Genomic DNA, 13,718 nt, shown 5'->3' on the forward strand with positions numbered 1-13,718 from the left:
CTTACTGTTGCTCGATGATTTCCAGCCTGGAGCACACGGTCGGCCAAACCCGCCCAAATACTTCTTCCGGTGCTCCGTCCGCCGGAATCACGATGTAGCGGCTCGGGTTCTCCGCGGCCAGGGCCAGGTAGCCGTCCCGGATGCGTTGGTGAAAGGCCGCCTCTTCGGCCTCGAATCGGCCTTCGGCCTCGGTTTGGCCTTGATCCGCATTGCGGGATCGGGCCCGGGCCAGTCCGGTTTCCACGGGCAGGTCCAGGATCAAGGTCAAATCAGGCCAGCAGCCGTCCACGGCCACGGTGTTTAGCTGGTGGATCAGGGATACGTCCAGGCCTCGCCCGTAACCCTGGTAGGCCACGGTGGAGTCCGTGAATCGGTCGCAGAGCACCACCGTGCCCGCGGCCAAAGCCGGGCGGATCACCTGGGCCACATGCTGGGCCCGGTCGGCGAGATACAGGAACAACTCACTCAGTGGCGTCAACCCTTCCCCCTCCCGCCCAAGCAACAAGCTTCGCAACCGGACCCCCAAATGACAGCCTCCCGGCTGTCGCGTCCAGAGCGTCGAAACGCCCCGTTGCTGGAGATGGTCGAGCACCATCCGACTCTGCGTACTCTTTCCGCAGCCTTCGATACCTTCGAACGTGATGAACATGATTTATCCGGAAGACGCTTGAAATGATTGAAGGTGAAACAGCGAAGAAACGGTCAAAATCAAAAGATCAGCATGGAATATCCATGCTGAAATCATCGACGATCAGGCGAGTACTCCGCGAAGCTGGTCCATGACCGTTCCTGATATCTCTCCAGTTGCAATAGCGGAAATGAGCATGACCGGCTACTGCTTCCCGATGTGGGCATTCATTCGCCTTATCAGAGAAGTGGACTGATAATCCGGGATTGGGTAGCAGACAAACCTGAGGATGCGAGTTTGTGAGGAAATCCTACGCGAATTAGCCTTTGAGTCGAGGGTGGAATCTGGTCGCGTCAAGCTGCTTGTCCGCGGATCAGTACTGAAATGGGCAACTCTTGGGCGCGACCGCTCTTGATAACTTTTATGTGCTGCTTGCTGTTCTAGTTGAACTTAGCATCACAACATCGGAGATATGAAAATGCAAGTGTTTACGTACTAATGTCCCTTAAAAAATATTAGAAGCAGACATTAGAAATTTAATTATTAAAATTAGAGATTATACTTAGGAATGTCCATTCATTGAGTTCTTTCAGGGCCATCATGAAAAGGGTTAAATATGCTGAAGATTATTAAAATAGCGCTTTACGCATTCATTATCATATTTTGTTTAACAAACTTACTTGCACTAGCAGGGCTCGGATATCTTTGGTTTAGTCCAGGAGCAAGTGCGCTTACAGACTTGCCATATCTCGATAAACTTGTAACTGCTGCAATACTTGAAATTATTGTTGTGGTAATAGTATTGGTTACCAAGGGGTTTAGGTATTTACCTGAAGTTGAAAATCACAATACAGAAGATATGACTCTGTCATTTATGAAAAAATTTGTATCCAGCGGAAGTACAGTGCAGATTGTTAGTAGTCGATTGTCATGGATTCGAAATTCTAAGGATCTAATGGACACAATAAAGAAAAAAGCAAAAGATGGTGCTTGTGTTGAGGTAATCACTCCAAATCCTGTCGAAGATGAAATTCGAAATGATTTAGAGCAGGACGGAATTGTATTTTTCGTAACAAATGAATCTACTTCTCCTGAGGCACGGTTTACATTAGTCAATGGGAATCGAAGCGGTGCAGAGAGGCTTGCTATTGCTAGGGGATCACATCCTGAACATGAGGTGACGATATTCGATAATCACTCTGGACCACAGATTGTTGGAATGGCGAAAGACATTATTCGGAAGTCAAAGGAAAAAGCTAATGCCAAATAGATGGGATGGTTTTGCATCAATACGACAGAATCAGATTGAATCAGGGAAGGACCTGACATTTTCTAAAGTTTTTCTACCTTACTACAATGATTTAGTGAAGGAGCTTTGTCCGGAGTCGCTGTTGGAAGTGGGATGTGGCACAGGTCATCTTTCAGTTAATATTTGCAGTAATATAAGTACTGCAGTTGCAATAGAGCCATCAGAAGGTATGTATGCGGTAGCAGAACAGGTGGTAAAAGAAAGTTGTGTTCAGCTTTTTTGTCTAAGAGTTGAAGAGTATCGATGTCCACACCCTTTTGATTTAATCATTTCCCATATGGTTTTGCAGCTCGTTGATAATTTGGATTTATTTATTGAAAGCGTAGCTAATTTTATGGAAAAAGAATCTCAATTTGTGTTTGCTATTCCTCATCCTTGTTTTTACAACAATTATAAATTATTTTTTGATTCATCTGAATATAAATATATGTGCGAAATTAAAAAGACTATCTCTTTTTCCATAACAAACGATCCGAATAAAATAATTTCTGGCGTCCCTTACTGTCACAGACCACTTTCACAATACTTTTCTGTGCTCAAGAAGTTCGGATTTTATGTTGTTGACTTCAAAGAAATATTTCCAGATCAAGAAATACAATCACTTTATGGTGTGGACTGGAAGTTTCCTCGGTATTGCGTATTTCATGCTCAGAGAAAAAAAGGCAATCCGGTGCTCAAAAAAGCGAACAATAGCTCTTTCTGACGCTCTTTCACATAAGTTGAGTGTACGTTTCAGCTTGCCCGTGGCCGTGTATCCAAAACACCGGCACCCTCTCATTCCCCGTTCTCAGACACATCCGCATACGTCGGCCGCAATTCATGCAGAAAGCTGCGAACGCCGGGACGTTCCGTCCGGGTTGCCGTTGCCGGGCGCTTGGCTTCCGGTTTGGGGGTGCGTTCCGGGCGGTGGAATTGGCGTTCCATGCTGCGTTGGTAGGGGGTCCAGGAGGTTTCCTCGGGGAGGGCGTCCACCAGAACGTTGGTCATGTTCACCTTGGCGTCCAGGTTGTCGGCGTAGTGCAGAATCAGGGCTTCGGAGGTCTTGGGGAGGCTGGGGGAGCCGTATTCGTAGGTTCCGTGGTGGCTGGCCAGCAGGTGTTTGAGGTGCAGCTTCAGGCCCGTGGTAAGGTCGTCGTTTTTGGCCAGGAACGGTTCGAGCACTTCCAGGCCCAGCAGGATATGGCCCAGCAGCCGTCCGGGATCGGTGTAGTCGCGCTGGACTCCGGCATCCAGCTCCCAGGCCTTGCCCAGGTCGTGGAACACCGCGCCCACCAGCAGGACTTGCCGATCCACCTCCGGATACTGGTCGCTGATGGCCAAGCTCAGGCGGCAGACCGACAGGGTGTGTTCCAGCAGGCCGCCGATGTAGGCGTGGTGCATGGACTTGGCGCCCGGTGCGAGCAGGAGGCGGGAGCGGATTTCGGAGTTCTGGAGGACCTTGCGGCAGAATTTGCGCCACGGGGCGTGATGCAGTTCCCGCTTGCACAGCTCCTCCAGTTCCTGGAGCATTTCCTCGGGCTCCCGGACGCTGCGCGGCAGGAACAGCGACCAGTCGATCTGGTCCCGTGGGGCCGCGACGGTTTCCAGTTGCTCGATGCGGAACTGGAGCTGGTCCCGGAACAGGTCCGCGCTTCCGGCGACCCGAACCACTTCACCCACGGGCAGTTCCGGATAATTCTGACTGACCGGACTCCATATCTTTCCATCCACGGCCCCGCGGGCGTCCTGCAACCGCACCTGCCAGTACGGGCCGTTGCGGGCCTGGCCCTGCCTGGCCTCCACCAGGACGAACATCTCGTCGATCCGCGTTCCGGGCTGAATGTCCGGAATGAACATTTTTTTTTGCACGGCCATGTTGAAATCCTCTGTCGGTTGCGCTAAGGCCAACCTTCCGTCTCTCGCGCAAAAGACGGATCGTGTTCGTGGAAGTGCGGCTCGCCCGCACTCATGTCGCCTTTCCGGTTGCGCACGGCGACGATCTTCCCAGCACATGTAGCGTGATTATGGCCAAAAAGAAAGAACAAGCGGTGGTTTCCATCTATCCTGACTGGTGCAAGGGGTGCGGCGTCTGCGTGGCCTTCTGTCCCGGTCATGTCTTGGAACTGGGACCGGACGGCAAAGCCAGGGTCATTGAGGGCGCATCTTGCCGGAACTGCGGGTTTTGCGAGTACCACTGTCCGGATTTCGCCATTGTGGTGAAGATGAAACGCAGCACAGCCAACAAAGAAGTCGACCATGCCCACGAAGGTTAAGAAAAATCAGCGCAAGGAAGAGCGGGCCATTTTCGCTCTGGGCAACGAGGCCGTGGTGGAGGGGGCCCTGCTGGCCGGGTGTTCCTTTTTTGCCGGATACCCCATTACGCCGTCCACGGAAATCGCCGAAATCATGGCCGAACGCCTGCCCGGAATCCCGGAAGGGGTGTTCATCCAGATGGAGGATGAAATCGCCAGCCTGGGAGCGGTGATCGGCGCGTCCCTGGCCGGTCGCAAATCCATGACCGCCACGTCGGGGCCGGGATTTTCCCTGATGCAGGAACACATCGGCTACGCTTCCATGACCGAGACGCCGCTGGTGATCGTCAACGTGATGCGCGGCGGCCCGAGCACCGGGATGCCCACCAGTCCGGCCCAGGGCGACGTGCAGCAGGCCCGCTGGGGCACCCACGGCGACCACCCGATCATCGTCCTTTCAGCCAGCGACGTGCAGGAGTGTCTGGACATGACCGTGCGGGCCTTCAACCTGTCCGAAAAGTACCGCTCGCCCGTCATTCTCCTGCTGGACGAGATCACGGCCCATACCCGTGAAAAAATTCATATCCCCGACCGGGAGACCTACGAAATTTTTTCCCGGATCAAGCCGACCATGCCGCCGGAATGGTTCGTGCCCTACGAGGAATCCATGCGCGGGGTCCCGCCCATGCCGGCTTTGGGAGATGGCTACCGGTTCCACGTCACCGGCCTGACCCACGACGTCAACGGGTATCCCACTTCCCGGCCCGACGAAGTGGAAAAGCTGATGCAGCGGTTGTTCCGTAAAATCGATCAATTTTTCTACGACATCCAGATCGTCGAGGAGACGGCCTGCGAGGACGCCGAGGTAGCGGTGATCGCCTACGGCTGCGTCGCCCGATCCGCCCATCTGGCCGTGTTGCAGGCCCGGGAAAAGGGCATCAAGGCCGGTCTGCTCAAGCTGAAGACCCTGTTCCCCTTCCCAAGGCCGGCCGTGGACCGGATAATCCGGCAATGCCGGACCGTCATCGTCCCGGAACTGAACATGGGCCAGATGTCCCGTGAGGTGAAGCGCGTGAACGACGGTCACAGCCGGATCCGCACCTTGAACCGAATCGACGGGCAGATCATCACTCCGGCGGAGATTCTCAAACTGCTCCAAAAAGCGTAGCAGACAGGAAACAAAATCATGGCAGAAGTTACCCAACTGATTCATCACTATCTGCGGCACAACAAGCGTTTCCCGCATGTCTTGTGCCCCGGATGCGGTCACGGGATCGTGCTCGGCTCCCTGGTGCGCTGCGTGCATCAGCTCGGCCTGTCCAAGGACGAAGTGGTGCTGGTGGCCGGGATCGGCTGTTCCGGGCGGATCGCGGTCTATGTTGACTTCAACACCGTGCACACCACCCACGGCCGGGCCCTGACCTTCGCCACCGGGATCAAAATGGCCAACCCGAAGCTGAAGGTCATCGCGGTGATGGGCGACGGAGATGCGCTGTCCATCGGCGGCAATCACTTCCTGCACGCGGCCCGGCGCAACATCGGCGTGACCGCCCTGATCCTGAACAACAACATCTACGGGATGACCGGCGGCCAGAGTTCCTCCACCACGGCGGAGAACTGCTATTCCACCACCAGCCCCTACGGGCAGCAGGAGCAGTCCTTCGACATCGTCAATCTGGCCAAGGCCGCCGGGGCGCCCTACGTGGCCCGAAGCACCGTGCTGCACGTCAAACTGCTGGACCGGATTCTGACCACGGCCTTGGAACGGCCCGGGTTCAACCTGGTGGAGGTGCTCACCCCCTGCCACACCCAGTTCGGGCGCAAGAACAAGTTCAAGACCAACGTGGACATGTACCAGTGGTACAAGAAGAACGCCACGCCCATTGAAGCCTTGGACAAGCTGTCCGAGGCGGAGCGGGCCAAACGCACGCCCATCGGGATTTTCGTCGAAGAGAACCGGCCCTCCTTGGAGGAACGCCATGCCGCGATCAAGGCCCGCTTGACGGACGGAGCGCCATCATGAAGAACCCTCAAGAAATCCAACGCTTTGAGTTGCGGCTTTCCGGCCTGGGCGGACAGGGGATTCTGACCCTGGGCAAGGTGCTGGGCGCCGGACTGGCCCTGGAAGAAGGCTACTTCGTGGCCCAGACCCAGAGTTATGGTCCCGAGGCCCGGGGCGGCGCCAGCCGCTCGGACCTGGTGATCAGCTCCCAGCCCATCAGCTACCCCAAGCCGGAACAGCTGGACCTGCTGGTGGCGCTCAGCCAGGAAGCCTGCAATCAGTATTACCGCCACCTCAAGCCGGGCGGCTATCTGCTTGTGGACGACTCCCTGGTCAAGCAGACCCCGACCAACATCTACTGGGGCCTGCCCTTCACCACCCTGGCCAAGGACAAGCTGGGCATGGTCCAGGCCGCGAACATGGTCCTGCTGGGGGCCCTGGCCCATCTGGTGCCCTTCATCCTGCCCAGGGCCATGAAAAAGGGGCTGGAAACCAGCTTGAACCCTCGATTCTTGGAATCCAATCTCAAGGCGTTTCAGCTCGGCTTGACCCAGGCCAAAAAGAAATATCCCGACGTGCAGTCCCAATGGACATCCTCCTAACCAACGACGACGGGATCTACGCCCTGGGGCTGCGGGCCATGTACCGGGCTCTGTGCCGGGCCGGGCATACCGTGCACGTGGTCGCCCCGCTGACCGAGCAATCCGCGGTGGGGCACGCCATCACCCTGAGCCTGCCCTTGAAGATCAAGCACCTCCGGGAGCCGGACTTTCAGGGCGTCGGGGTATCCGGAACACCGGTGGACTGCGCCAAGCTGGCCCTGAGTTCGCTGCTGGACGCGCCGCCGGACGTCCTGATTTCCGGCATCAACAATGGGGCCAACGTGGGCGTGGACATCCTCTATTCCGGCACGGTCTCCGCGGCCACGGAAGGGGCCCTGGCCGGGATGCCTTCCCTGGCCGTATCCATGGACAACTTCCATCCCGCGAACCTGGACGACCAGGCGGATTACACGGTGCGCCTGGTTCAGGACATGGACTGGGCCGCGCTGCCCCCTCGCTGCCTGCTGAACCTGAACTTTCCGGACCGGGATTTGCGCGAGGTCCTGGGGCTGCGTTGCTGTCCCCAAACCCAGGCCGTGTACCACGACAAGCACGACCATCGGGTTGACCCGCGCGGCGTGGGCTACTACTGGCTGCACGGCGAAATCCCGCCCGACGAAGTCGGCCACGACACGGACCGCGGCCTGCTCAGCCAGGGCTATATCACTTTGACTCCCCTGCGTTTCGACTTCACGGACTACAAGACCATGGAGCGCTTGCAGCGTGATATTTTACGATAAGATTTTAACTGTTTGTTATGTTGTTACAACAATTTTTTTTCTGCTAATTATTTCTCTGTAAACATGAAAGGATCAGCGCCAGGATGGCAAGGAAGCTACCTATCGTCAAGAATGATGATTCAATCGACCATTCGATATTGATTGATTTTACAGAGACTGCAGTATTACTTCAACTTGAAAAATATACTTTTAAGTGCTGTAGTTGCGATCAAAGGATAAGAGTGCATGCGTTTAAAAAGAAAGTTTGTCTTTCATGTCCAAATTGCAATGAGAAAAACTATATCAACTATAAAGATGAATTTCTTTTTTTCAGTTGCACAGATTTTGATATTAACGATTATATTGATTTAGACTCTGAAGATAGCAATTTGAATTCTGAAAATGATGAATCTAATAATGTAGATTATTTTGAAAATGATTTGAAAAATATCGATATAAAATATTTTTTTGCTCGTTTAGGACTTGGAGTCGATTATAAGAAACTATTTTATTTCCATTCCATATTTTCTTTTATTGTTTTTTTGTCTTTACTGTTCTTATATCAAGAATACACTGGTTACAGCAATATTGCCTTCGTGCATTTTGTTGTTGGCGGTATTTTTATATTGATATTTGATACTTTTTTTGTTTCTTTTTTTGAAAAGAAATTAACAGTAGATACTATTGGCATATTGAATAAAGACTATAACACAAAACAAAAAATGTACTTTCTTCACGAAATGTACTTTAACAACTTAAAATTATTTAAGTACATTTTGTATGCTCTTGTTTTTGCATTTTCTTTGTTTATGTCAAGCATGTAGAAATGTTTTGATGGTATGGTGTTAACATTGGTATAGCTAGTTTTTATTTACATATTTTTACGGTACTATTTTGACGTATGAGCGAACCAAAGAAAGTCAAGAAAACCATCCGGGAGATCAACGACCGGATCAACAAAGGCAAGGCCGTGGTGCTCACGGCCAGGGAAATGATCGACGCCGTGAAATCCATGGGCAAGGTCAAGGCGGCCCGGGAAGTGGACGTTGTCACCACGGGCACCTTTTCCCCCATGTGTTCCTCGGGCCTGCTCTTCAACATGGGCCAGCCCGAGCCGCCGCTGATCAAGGCATCCAAGGTCTGGCTGAACGATGTTCCGGCCTACGGCGGACTGGCTGCGGTGGACGCGTATCTCGGGGTCACCGAGCCCGCGGAGGACGATCCGCTGAACAAGGTTTTTCCGGGGCGGTTCAAGTACGGCGGCGGCCATGTGATCGAGGATCTGCTCCGGGGCGAGAAGGTCCGGTTGCGCGCGACGGGCTATGGAACGGACTGTTATCCCCGCAGAACCCTGGAGCGGGAATACGCCCTGGGGGACTTTCGCAGCGCGGACCTGCTCAACCCCCGCAACGCCTACCAGAACTACAACTGCGCGGTGAACTTCGGCGATAAGGTCATCTACACCTACATGGGGCCGATCAAGCCGCGCTGCGCCAACGCCAACTACGCCACCTCCGGGGCTCTGAGCCCGCTGTTCAACGATCCGTATTTCCGGACCATCGGCCTGGGCACGAAAATTTTTCTCGGTGGTGGAACGGGCTGGGTGATCGGAGCCGGAACCCAGCATAATCCCAAGCCGCAACGCACCGAACGCGGTCTGCCCCTGACTCCCTCCGGGACACTGATGGTCAAGGGCGACCTCAAGGGCATGCAGGCCCGCTATCTGCGCGGGATCAGCTTTCTGGGCTACGGCTGCTCCCTGAACGTCGGCCTGGGCATTCCCATCCCGATCCTGGATGAGGAAATGGCCTGGTTCACCGGGGTCAGCGACGCGGACATCATGGTTCCCGTGGTGGACTACGGCCACGACTACCCCAACGGCGTGGCCCGAAACCACGGGCATGTCAGCTACGCCGAGCTACGCTCCGGAACCATTCGCGTGGGCGACCGGGATACGGCCACCGTGCCCCTGACCAGCTACACGCTGTCCCTGGAAATCGCCCAGACCCTCAAGCAGTGGATCGAAAAAGACGGCTTCACCCTTGGCGAGGCCCAGGAGAAAATTCCCGCCGAGTGACAACGCTCTCGCCCACGATCTCCTCGGCCACCAGGCTCGAAGCCCTGCGCGCCCGCCTGGAGGCCTTGCAGCCGGGCTTGATCGCGGTTTCCGGCGGTGTGGACAGCCGGTTTCTGGTACATGTTTCCCGGCTCTGGAACCTGGAATTTCAGACCGTGCATGCCGCGGGGCCGCATCAGTCGGCCCTGGAGCAGCGTCAGACCATGGCCTTGTTGCGGGCCCAAGACGTGATCCCACATGTCATCCGGTTCGACCCGCTCTCTCAGCCCGAAGTCCGCGATAATTCCCGCCTGCGGTGCTATTGGTGCAAGAAGGCGCTGTTTTCGATATTTCAGGAGATGGCCGCCGCTGAATCGCCGCGGTCCGTCCTGGACGGGACCCATCTCGACGACTTGACGGCCCACCGGCCCGGCCAAAAGGCGCTCCAGGAACTGGGCGTACACAGCCCGCTGGCCCAGGCGGGTCTGACCAAGGCCGACATTCGCCGAGCCGCGGCGAGGCTCGACCTCGAAGCGCCGGACCAGCCCTCCCGAGCTTGCCTGTTGACCCGCTTTCCCTATGATCGCCGGGTGACGGTCGCGGACCTGGAAGCGGTGGGGCGGGTGGAAGACGGTCTCTCTGCCCTGGGCTTGAGCCGGTTTCGTTTTCGGGTCACGGGACGGGAACGCAACCTGTTGCAGATTCATCCAGACGAGAGCCATGCATTGCGCGACCAAGAGGAGCACCTGCGAGACCTGATCGTCGGGGCGGGCCTTGGTTCCTTCGAGGTGTCGATCACCCCTCGGCTCTCGGGCTATTTCGACGCCCCCATCGACTCCGGCGCTCATTCCTGACTTCAACCTTTCACTTTTCACCTTCAACCTTCTTACCCCCACCACACCCATGCCCAGCGACGTTTTCTTCTGGAACCTGCGCGCGACCCGCAAGGCCGCGTACGATGTCCGCCTGCGTCGGTTGCTCAAGGCCGGCGGCGTGTCCGACGTGGTGCGGTCCGGGGACCTGGCCGCGGTCAAGATGCACTTCGGCGAATCCGGCGTGACCGGGTTCATCACCCCGACCTGGGTGCGGCCCATCGTCGCGTTCCTGCGCAAGCTCGGGGCCAGACCGTTTTTGACCGACACCAACACCCTGTATGTCGGACAACGCGGCGAGGCCGTTTCCCACGGCATGCTGGCCGCGGAGCACGGGTTTGATCCGCTGCTCCTCCAGGCCCCGGTGATCATCGCCGATGGATTGAACAGCCGCAACGAAGTCTCCGTGCCGTTTCCGGGCAAACATGTTCAGGAGGCCCATCTGGCCGGGGACATCCTGGCCGCGGATTCCCTGCTGACCCTGTCCCACTTCAAGGGCCACGAACTGGCCGGTATCGGCGGCAGCCTGAAAAACCTGGCCATGGGCTGCGCCACCCGCCGGGGCAAAATGCACCAGCACGGCTGCCTGGCCCCCATGGTCCACGCGGACAAGTGCAAGGGCTGCGGAGCGTGTGTGGAGGTTTGCGCGTCCGGTGCGCTGCGCGTTCGTCCTGAAGGGCCAAAAGGGCATGAAGGCAAGGTCGAACTGAATCCGGAACTGTGCGTCGGCTGCGGGGCCTGTCTGCATGTCTGCCGGGAAAAATGCCTGGCCGTGGACTGGAAAACCGACGTGACGGCGTTCGTGGAACGGATGATGGAGTATGCCGCGGCGGTGCTCCGGGCCATGGAGACGCCGCAGCGTCCCTCTCCGGCCTGCGTTCACGTCAGCTTCGTGACCCAGGTCACGCCCCAATGCGACTGCGCCGGATACAGCGACAAGCCCGTGTGTCCGGACATCGGGGTTCTGGTTTCCCGTGACCCGGTGGCCCTGGACCAGGCCTGCCTGGACATGGTCAACGCGGCCCCCCCCCTGCACCCCAGCCACCTTCCCCCGGACATCCGTCCCGGGGACGACAAATTCCGGGCCATGCACCCCCATGTTCCGGAGGATTACGGTTTGGCGTACGCCGAGGGGCTGGGCATCGGCACGCGAAACTATGTCGTTCGGGAGATTTGACGTGGCGGATTGGCCCATCACCAAATCGAAATCGAAATCGAAATCGAAATCGGAAAATACTGTGCACCACCCCACGCGATGGTGTCATCTTTTTTGATATGTCGTTCGATTTCGATCACGATTTCGATTTCGATTCGGGTAGCGCGTGAGGATCGAGAAAACACGTCTGCCCTGACTCGATCATCATGGGAAATGGACAACGGCACATTTTGAGCATATAATACCCTGTTCTTACTTCGAAGTGATGTCGTCTCCCGTTGACAGGGGGATGCACCGTATTAAATTTCAACCCCTCGGGAGGAATCATGGGACGCCATAAGAAAATCGAACGGAAAAAAGAACTGGATCGCCGCCGTCAACGTCGCGAGAAGCGCATGAAGCAGCGCATCCGGGAGGCCAAGGAGGCGAAGTAGCCGCCGGCCGTCGACATTTTCATTTCATCAAGGAGAGCGGAAGTTATGCCGATATATGAGTATCGCTGTCAGGAGTGTCAGCAAATCTTCGAGCAGTGGCAGAAGGATTACAGCGACCAGGACAAATCCTGTCCTGTCTGTGGCGGTCAATCCCAGCGCCTGATTTCCAACACGTCCTTTGTTTTGAAGGGCTCGGGCTGGTATGTCACGGATTACTGTAAGAACGCGGCGTCTTCCGGAGGCAACGGCAATAAGACGGAGAGCACGGAAGCCAAGACGGATGCGCCGGCCAAGGAAGCTCCGGCCAAATCAGCGGAGCCTTCGACGTCCGGCTCCAGCGCGCCTGCCGCCGACTAAATTTGTGTGGAAAGGCAGCCTGAAGAGGCTGCCTTTTTTGCGACAAAGGACGGAACATGATCGAGCGTTACACCCGCCCGGAAATGGGGCGGCTCTGGACCCTGGAAGCGCGCTTCCAGGCCTGGCTGGAGGTGGAGCTGGCCGTTTGCGAAGGCTGGCATGAACTCGGCCACATTCCGGATGAGGATATCCGCAACATCCGGGAGCGAGCCGGTTTCGACCTGGAACGGATCCTGGAGATCGAGGAGCGCACCCGGCACGACGTGATCGCCTTCCTTACCGCGGTGGAGGAGAAGACCGGGCCTTCGGCCAGGTATATCCACCTGGGGTGCACCTCGTCGGACATCGTGGATACGGCCAACGCCCTGCTTCTGGTGCGGGCCGGGCGAATCATTTCCTCGGGTCTGGACGGGCTTCTGGCCGTTCTGCGCGATGCCGCGGAACAGTACAAATTGCTCCCGGCCATGGGCCGCACCCACGGCATCCACGCCGAACCCATCACCCTGGGGCTGAAGTTCGCCGGGTTTTACGCCGAATTCGACCGCCATCGCCGACGCTGGAACGACGCCGTGGAAAACATCCGCTTCGGCAAGATCTCCGGGGCCGTGGGGACCTACGCCCACCTGGAACCACGCCTGGAAGCCCTGGCTTGCGATCGGCTTGGACTGAACGTGGACCCCATCTCCACGCAGATCATCCAGCGCGACCGTCACGCCCAGTATTTCACCACCCTGGCCATTATTGCCGGCGGCATCGAACGGCTGTGCGTGGAACTGCGGCACTTGCAGCGCACCGAGGTCCGGGAACTGGAGGAAGGCTTCGGCAAGGGGCAGAAGGGCTCGTCGGCCATGCCGCACAAGAAGAACCCCATTTCCGCGGAAAACCTGACCGGTCTGGCCCGGCTGCTGCGGGGCAACGCCCTGGCCGCCCTGGAGAACATGGCCCTTTGGCACGAGCGGGACATCAGCCATTCCTCGGTGGAACGGGTGATCATGCCGGATTCCACCATCCTCATGGACTACATGCTGCACCGGCTCACCGGGCTGCTTTCCGGAATCCGGGTGCATGAAGACAATGTCGCGCGCAATCTGGGAGCTTCCCAAGGCCTTTTCTTTTCCCAGCGCATCCTTTTGGCGTTGGTGGAAAAAGGGTTGCAGCGCCAGGAAGCTTACGAACTGGTCCAGGGACTGGCCATGCGGGCCTGGGAGAAAAAAACGCCCTTCGAGGACCTGGTCCGGGCCAGCGAGGGAATCACGGCCCGGCTTTCCCCGGAAACTTTGGACGACCTCTTTGACCTGAACTATTTTTTTCGGCATGTAGACCTCATTTATGATCGGGTCTTTGTTTAGGAG

15 protein-coding genes are annotated in these 13,718 nt (G+C 56.6%); 13 read left to right on the top strand and 2 right to left on the bottom strand.

All coding sequences use genetic code 11. The annotated features are described in order from the left end of the window. Window position 1: 1 nt before the first annotated feature. Complete coding sequence (tmk, locus tag DESLA_RS0102915; protein ID WP_028571324.1) at window positions 2–649, bottom strand: dTMP kinase; 648 nt, start codon at window positions 647–649, stop codon at window positions 2–4. A gap of 595 nt (window positions 650–1,244) precedes the next feature. Here tmk and DESLA_RS22170 point away from each other — a divergent pair. After that, window positions 1,245–1,898 (top strand): hypothetical protein, encoded by a 654-nt coding sequence (locus tag DESLA_RS22170; RefSeq protein WP_084031840.1) that lies wholly within the window; start codon window positions 1,245–1,247, stop codon window positions 1,896–1,898. Further along, window positions 1,888–2,640: a class I SAM-dependent methyltransferase gene (locus DESLA_RS22175; protein WP_084031841.1), complete on the top strand. Its 753-nt coding sequence runs from the start codon at window positions 1,888–1,890 to the stop codon at window positions 2,638–2,640. The genes DESLA_RS22170 and DESLA_RS22175 overlap by 11 nt, the downstream gene beginning before the upstream one ends. A gap of 71 nt (window positions 2,641–2,711) precedes the next feature. Here the strand turns inward: DESLA_RS22175 and DESLA_RS18360 are convergent, their stop codons facing one another. Further along, window positions 2,712–3,791, bottom strand: a complete 1,080-nt coding sequence (locus tag DESLA_RS18360; RefSeq protein ID WP_084031842.1) for a 3'-5' exoribonuclease YhaM family protein — start codon at window positions 3,789–3,791, stop codon at window positions 2,712–2,714. A gap of 149 nt (window positions 3,792–3,940) precedes the next feature. Here DESLA_RS18360 and DESLA_RS0102925 point away from each other — a divergent pair, with 149 nt between their 5' ends. The 11 genes from DESLA_RS0102925 (at window position 3,941) to purB (ending at window position 13,715) form a co-directional block, all read left to right on the top strand. Further along, on the top strand, window positions 3,941–4,189 hold the full coding sequence (locus DESLA_RS0102925; protein ID WP_028571325.1) for a 4Fe-4S dicluster domain-containing protein: 249 nt from the start codon (window positions 3,941–3,943) through the stop codon (window positions 4,187–4,189). Continuing rightward, entirely contained in the window at window positions 4,173–5,336 is a 1,164-nt protein-coding gene (locus DESLA_RS0102930) for a 2-oxoacid:acceptor oxidoreductase subunit alpha (protein ID WP_028571326.1), read from the top strand. The genes DESLA_RS0102925 and DESLA_RS0102930 overlap by 17 nt, the downstream gene beginning before the upstream one ends. 18 nt (window positions 5,337–5,354) lie before the next feature. Continuing rightward, window positions 5,355–6,191, top strand: a complete 837-nt coding sequence (locus DESLA_RS0102935) for a 2-oxoacid:ferredoxin oxidoreductase subunit beta (protein WP_028571327.1) — start codon at window positions 5,355–5,357, stop codon at window positions 6,189–6,191. Then, complete coding sequence (locus tag DESLA_RS18365; RefSeq protein WP_035261286.1) at window positions 6,188–6,772, top strand: 2-oxoacid:acceptor oxidoreductase family protein; 585 nt, start codon at window positions 6,188–6,190, stop codon at window positions 6,770–6,772. The genes DESLA_RS0102935 and DESLA_RS18365 overlap by 4 nt, the downstream gene beginning before the upstream one ends. Then, complete coding sequence (gene surE, locus DESLA_RS0102945) at window positions 6,757–7,512, top strand: 5'/3'-nucleotidase SurE (RefSeq protein ID WP_028571328.1); 756 nt, start codon at window positions 6,757–6,759, stop codon at window positions 7,510–7,512. Before DESLA_RS18365 ends, surE begins: the two co-directional genes overlap by 16 nt. Before the next feature lie 83 nt (window positions 7,513–7,595). After that, window positions 7,596–8,315 (top strand): hypothetical protein, encoded by a 720-nt coding sequence (locus DESLA_RS0102950; RefSeq protein WP_028571329.1) that lies wholly within the window; start codon window positions 7,596–7,598, stop codon window positions 8,313–8,315. A gap of 77 nt (window positions 8,316–8,392) precedes the next feature. Further along, a complete protein-coding gene (locus tag DESLA_RS0102955) occupies window positions 8,393–9,568 on the top strand; it encodes a homocysteine biosynthesis protein (protein ID WP_028571330.1) in 1,176 nt (391 codons plus the stop codon). Next, window positions 9,565–10,401, top strand: coding sequence for an ATP-dependent sacrificial sulfur transferase LarE (larE, locus tag DESLA_RS18370; protein ID WP_051434325.1), 837 nt, complete (start codon window positions 9,565–9,567; stop codon window positions 10,399–10,401). Before DESLA_RS0102955 ends, larE begins: the two co-directional genes overlap by 4 nt. Before the next feature lie 49 nt (window positions 10,402–10,450). After that, window positions 10,451–11,596: a DUF362 domain-containing protein gene (locus DESLA_RS0102965; protein ID WP_028571331.1), complete on the top strand. Its 1,146-nt coding sequence runs from the start codon at window positions 10,451–10,453 to the stop codon at window positions 11,594–11,596. Window positions 11,597–12,054: 458 nt separating this feature from the next. Further along, window positions 12,055–12,366 carry an FmdB family zinc ribbon protein gene (locus DESLA_RS0102975; protein ID WP_028571332.1) on the top strand — a complete coding sequence of 104 codons (312 nt, stop codon included), beginning with the start codon at window positions 12,055–12,057 and terminating at the stop codon, window positions 12,364–12,366. 56 nt (window positions 12,367–12,422) lie between these two features. Further along, window positions 12,423–13,715 carry an adenylosuccinate lyase gene (gene purB / locus DESLA_RS0102980; protein ID WP_028571333.1) on the top strand — a complete coding sequence of 431 codons (1,293 nt, stop codon included), beginning with the start codon at window positions 12,423–12,425 and terminating at the stop codon, window positions 13,713–13,715. Window positions 13,716–13,718: the final 3 nt, after the last annotated feature.

The organism is Desulfonatronum lacustre DSM 10312, from assembly GCF_000519265.1.
GTDB lineage: Bacteria > Desulfobacterota > Desulfovibrionia > Desulfovibrionales > Desulfonatronaceae > Desulfonatronum > Desulfonatronum lacustre.

Excerpts from the sequence above, each read along its gene's own strand:
- DESLA_RS0102955 (WP_028571330.1), top strand. The coding sequence starts at position 8,393 with ATGAGCGAACCAAAGAAAGTCAAGAAAACCATCCGGGAGATCAACGAC.
- purB (WP_028571333.1), top strand. The coding sequence starts at position 12,423 with ATGATCGAGCGTTACACCCGCCCGGAAATGGGGCGGCTCTGGACCCTG.
- DESLA_RS18360 (WP_084031842.1), bottom strand. The coding sequence starts at position 3,791 with ATGGCCGTGCAAAAAAAAATGTTCATTCCGGACATTCAGCCCGGAACG.
- DESLA_RS0102975 (WP_028571332.1), top strand. The coding sequence starts at position 12,055 with ATGCCGATATATGAGTATCGCTGTCAGGAGTGTCAGCAAATCTTCGAG.
- DESLA_RS18365 (WP_035261286.1), top strand. The coding sequence starts at position 6,188 with ATGAAGAACCCTCAAGAAATCCAACGCTTTGAGTTGCGGCTTTCCGGC.
- tmk (WP_028571324.1), bottom strand. The coding sequence starts at position 649 with ATGTTCATCACGTTCGAAGGTATCGAAGGCTGCGGAAAGAGTACGCAG.
- DESLA_RS0102930 (WP_028571326.1), top strand. The coding sequence starts at position 4,173 with ATGCCCACGAAGGTTAAGAAAAATCAGCGCAAGGAAGAGCGGGCCATT.
- DESLA_RS0102965 (WP_028571331.1), top strand. The coding sequence starts at position 10,451 with ATGCCCAGCGACGTTTTCTTCTGGAACCTGCGCGCGACCCGCAAGGCC.
- DESLA_RS22170 (WP_084031840.1), top strand. The coding sequence starts at position 1,245 with ATGCTGAAGATTATTAAAATAGCGCTTTACGCATTCATTATCATATTT.
- DESLA_RS0102950 (WP_028571329.1), top strand. The coding sequence starts at position 7,596 with ATGGCAAGGAAGCTACCTATCGTCAAGAATGATGATTCAATCGACCAT.
- DESLA_RS0102935 (WP_028571327.1), top strand. The coding sequence starts at position 5,355 with ATGGCAGAAGTTACCCAACTGATTCATCACTATCTGCGGCACAACAAG.
- DESLA_RS0102925 (WP_028571325.1), top strand. The coding sequence starts at position 3,941 with ATGGCCAAAAAGAAAGAACAAGCGGTGGTTTCCATCTATCCTGACTGG.
- surE (WP_028571328.1), top strand. The coding sequence starts at position 6,757 with ATGGACATCCTCCTAACCAACGACGACGGGATCTACGCCCTGGGGCTG.
- DESLA_RS22175 (WP_084031841.1), top strand. The coding sequence starts at position 1,888 with ATGCCAAATAGATGGGATGGTTTTGCATCAATACGACAGAATCAGATT.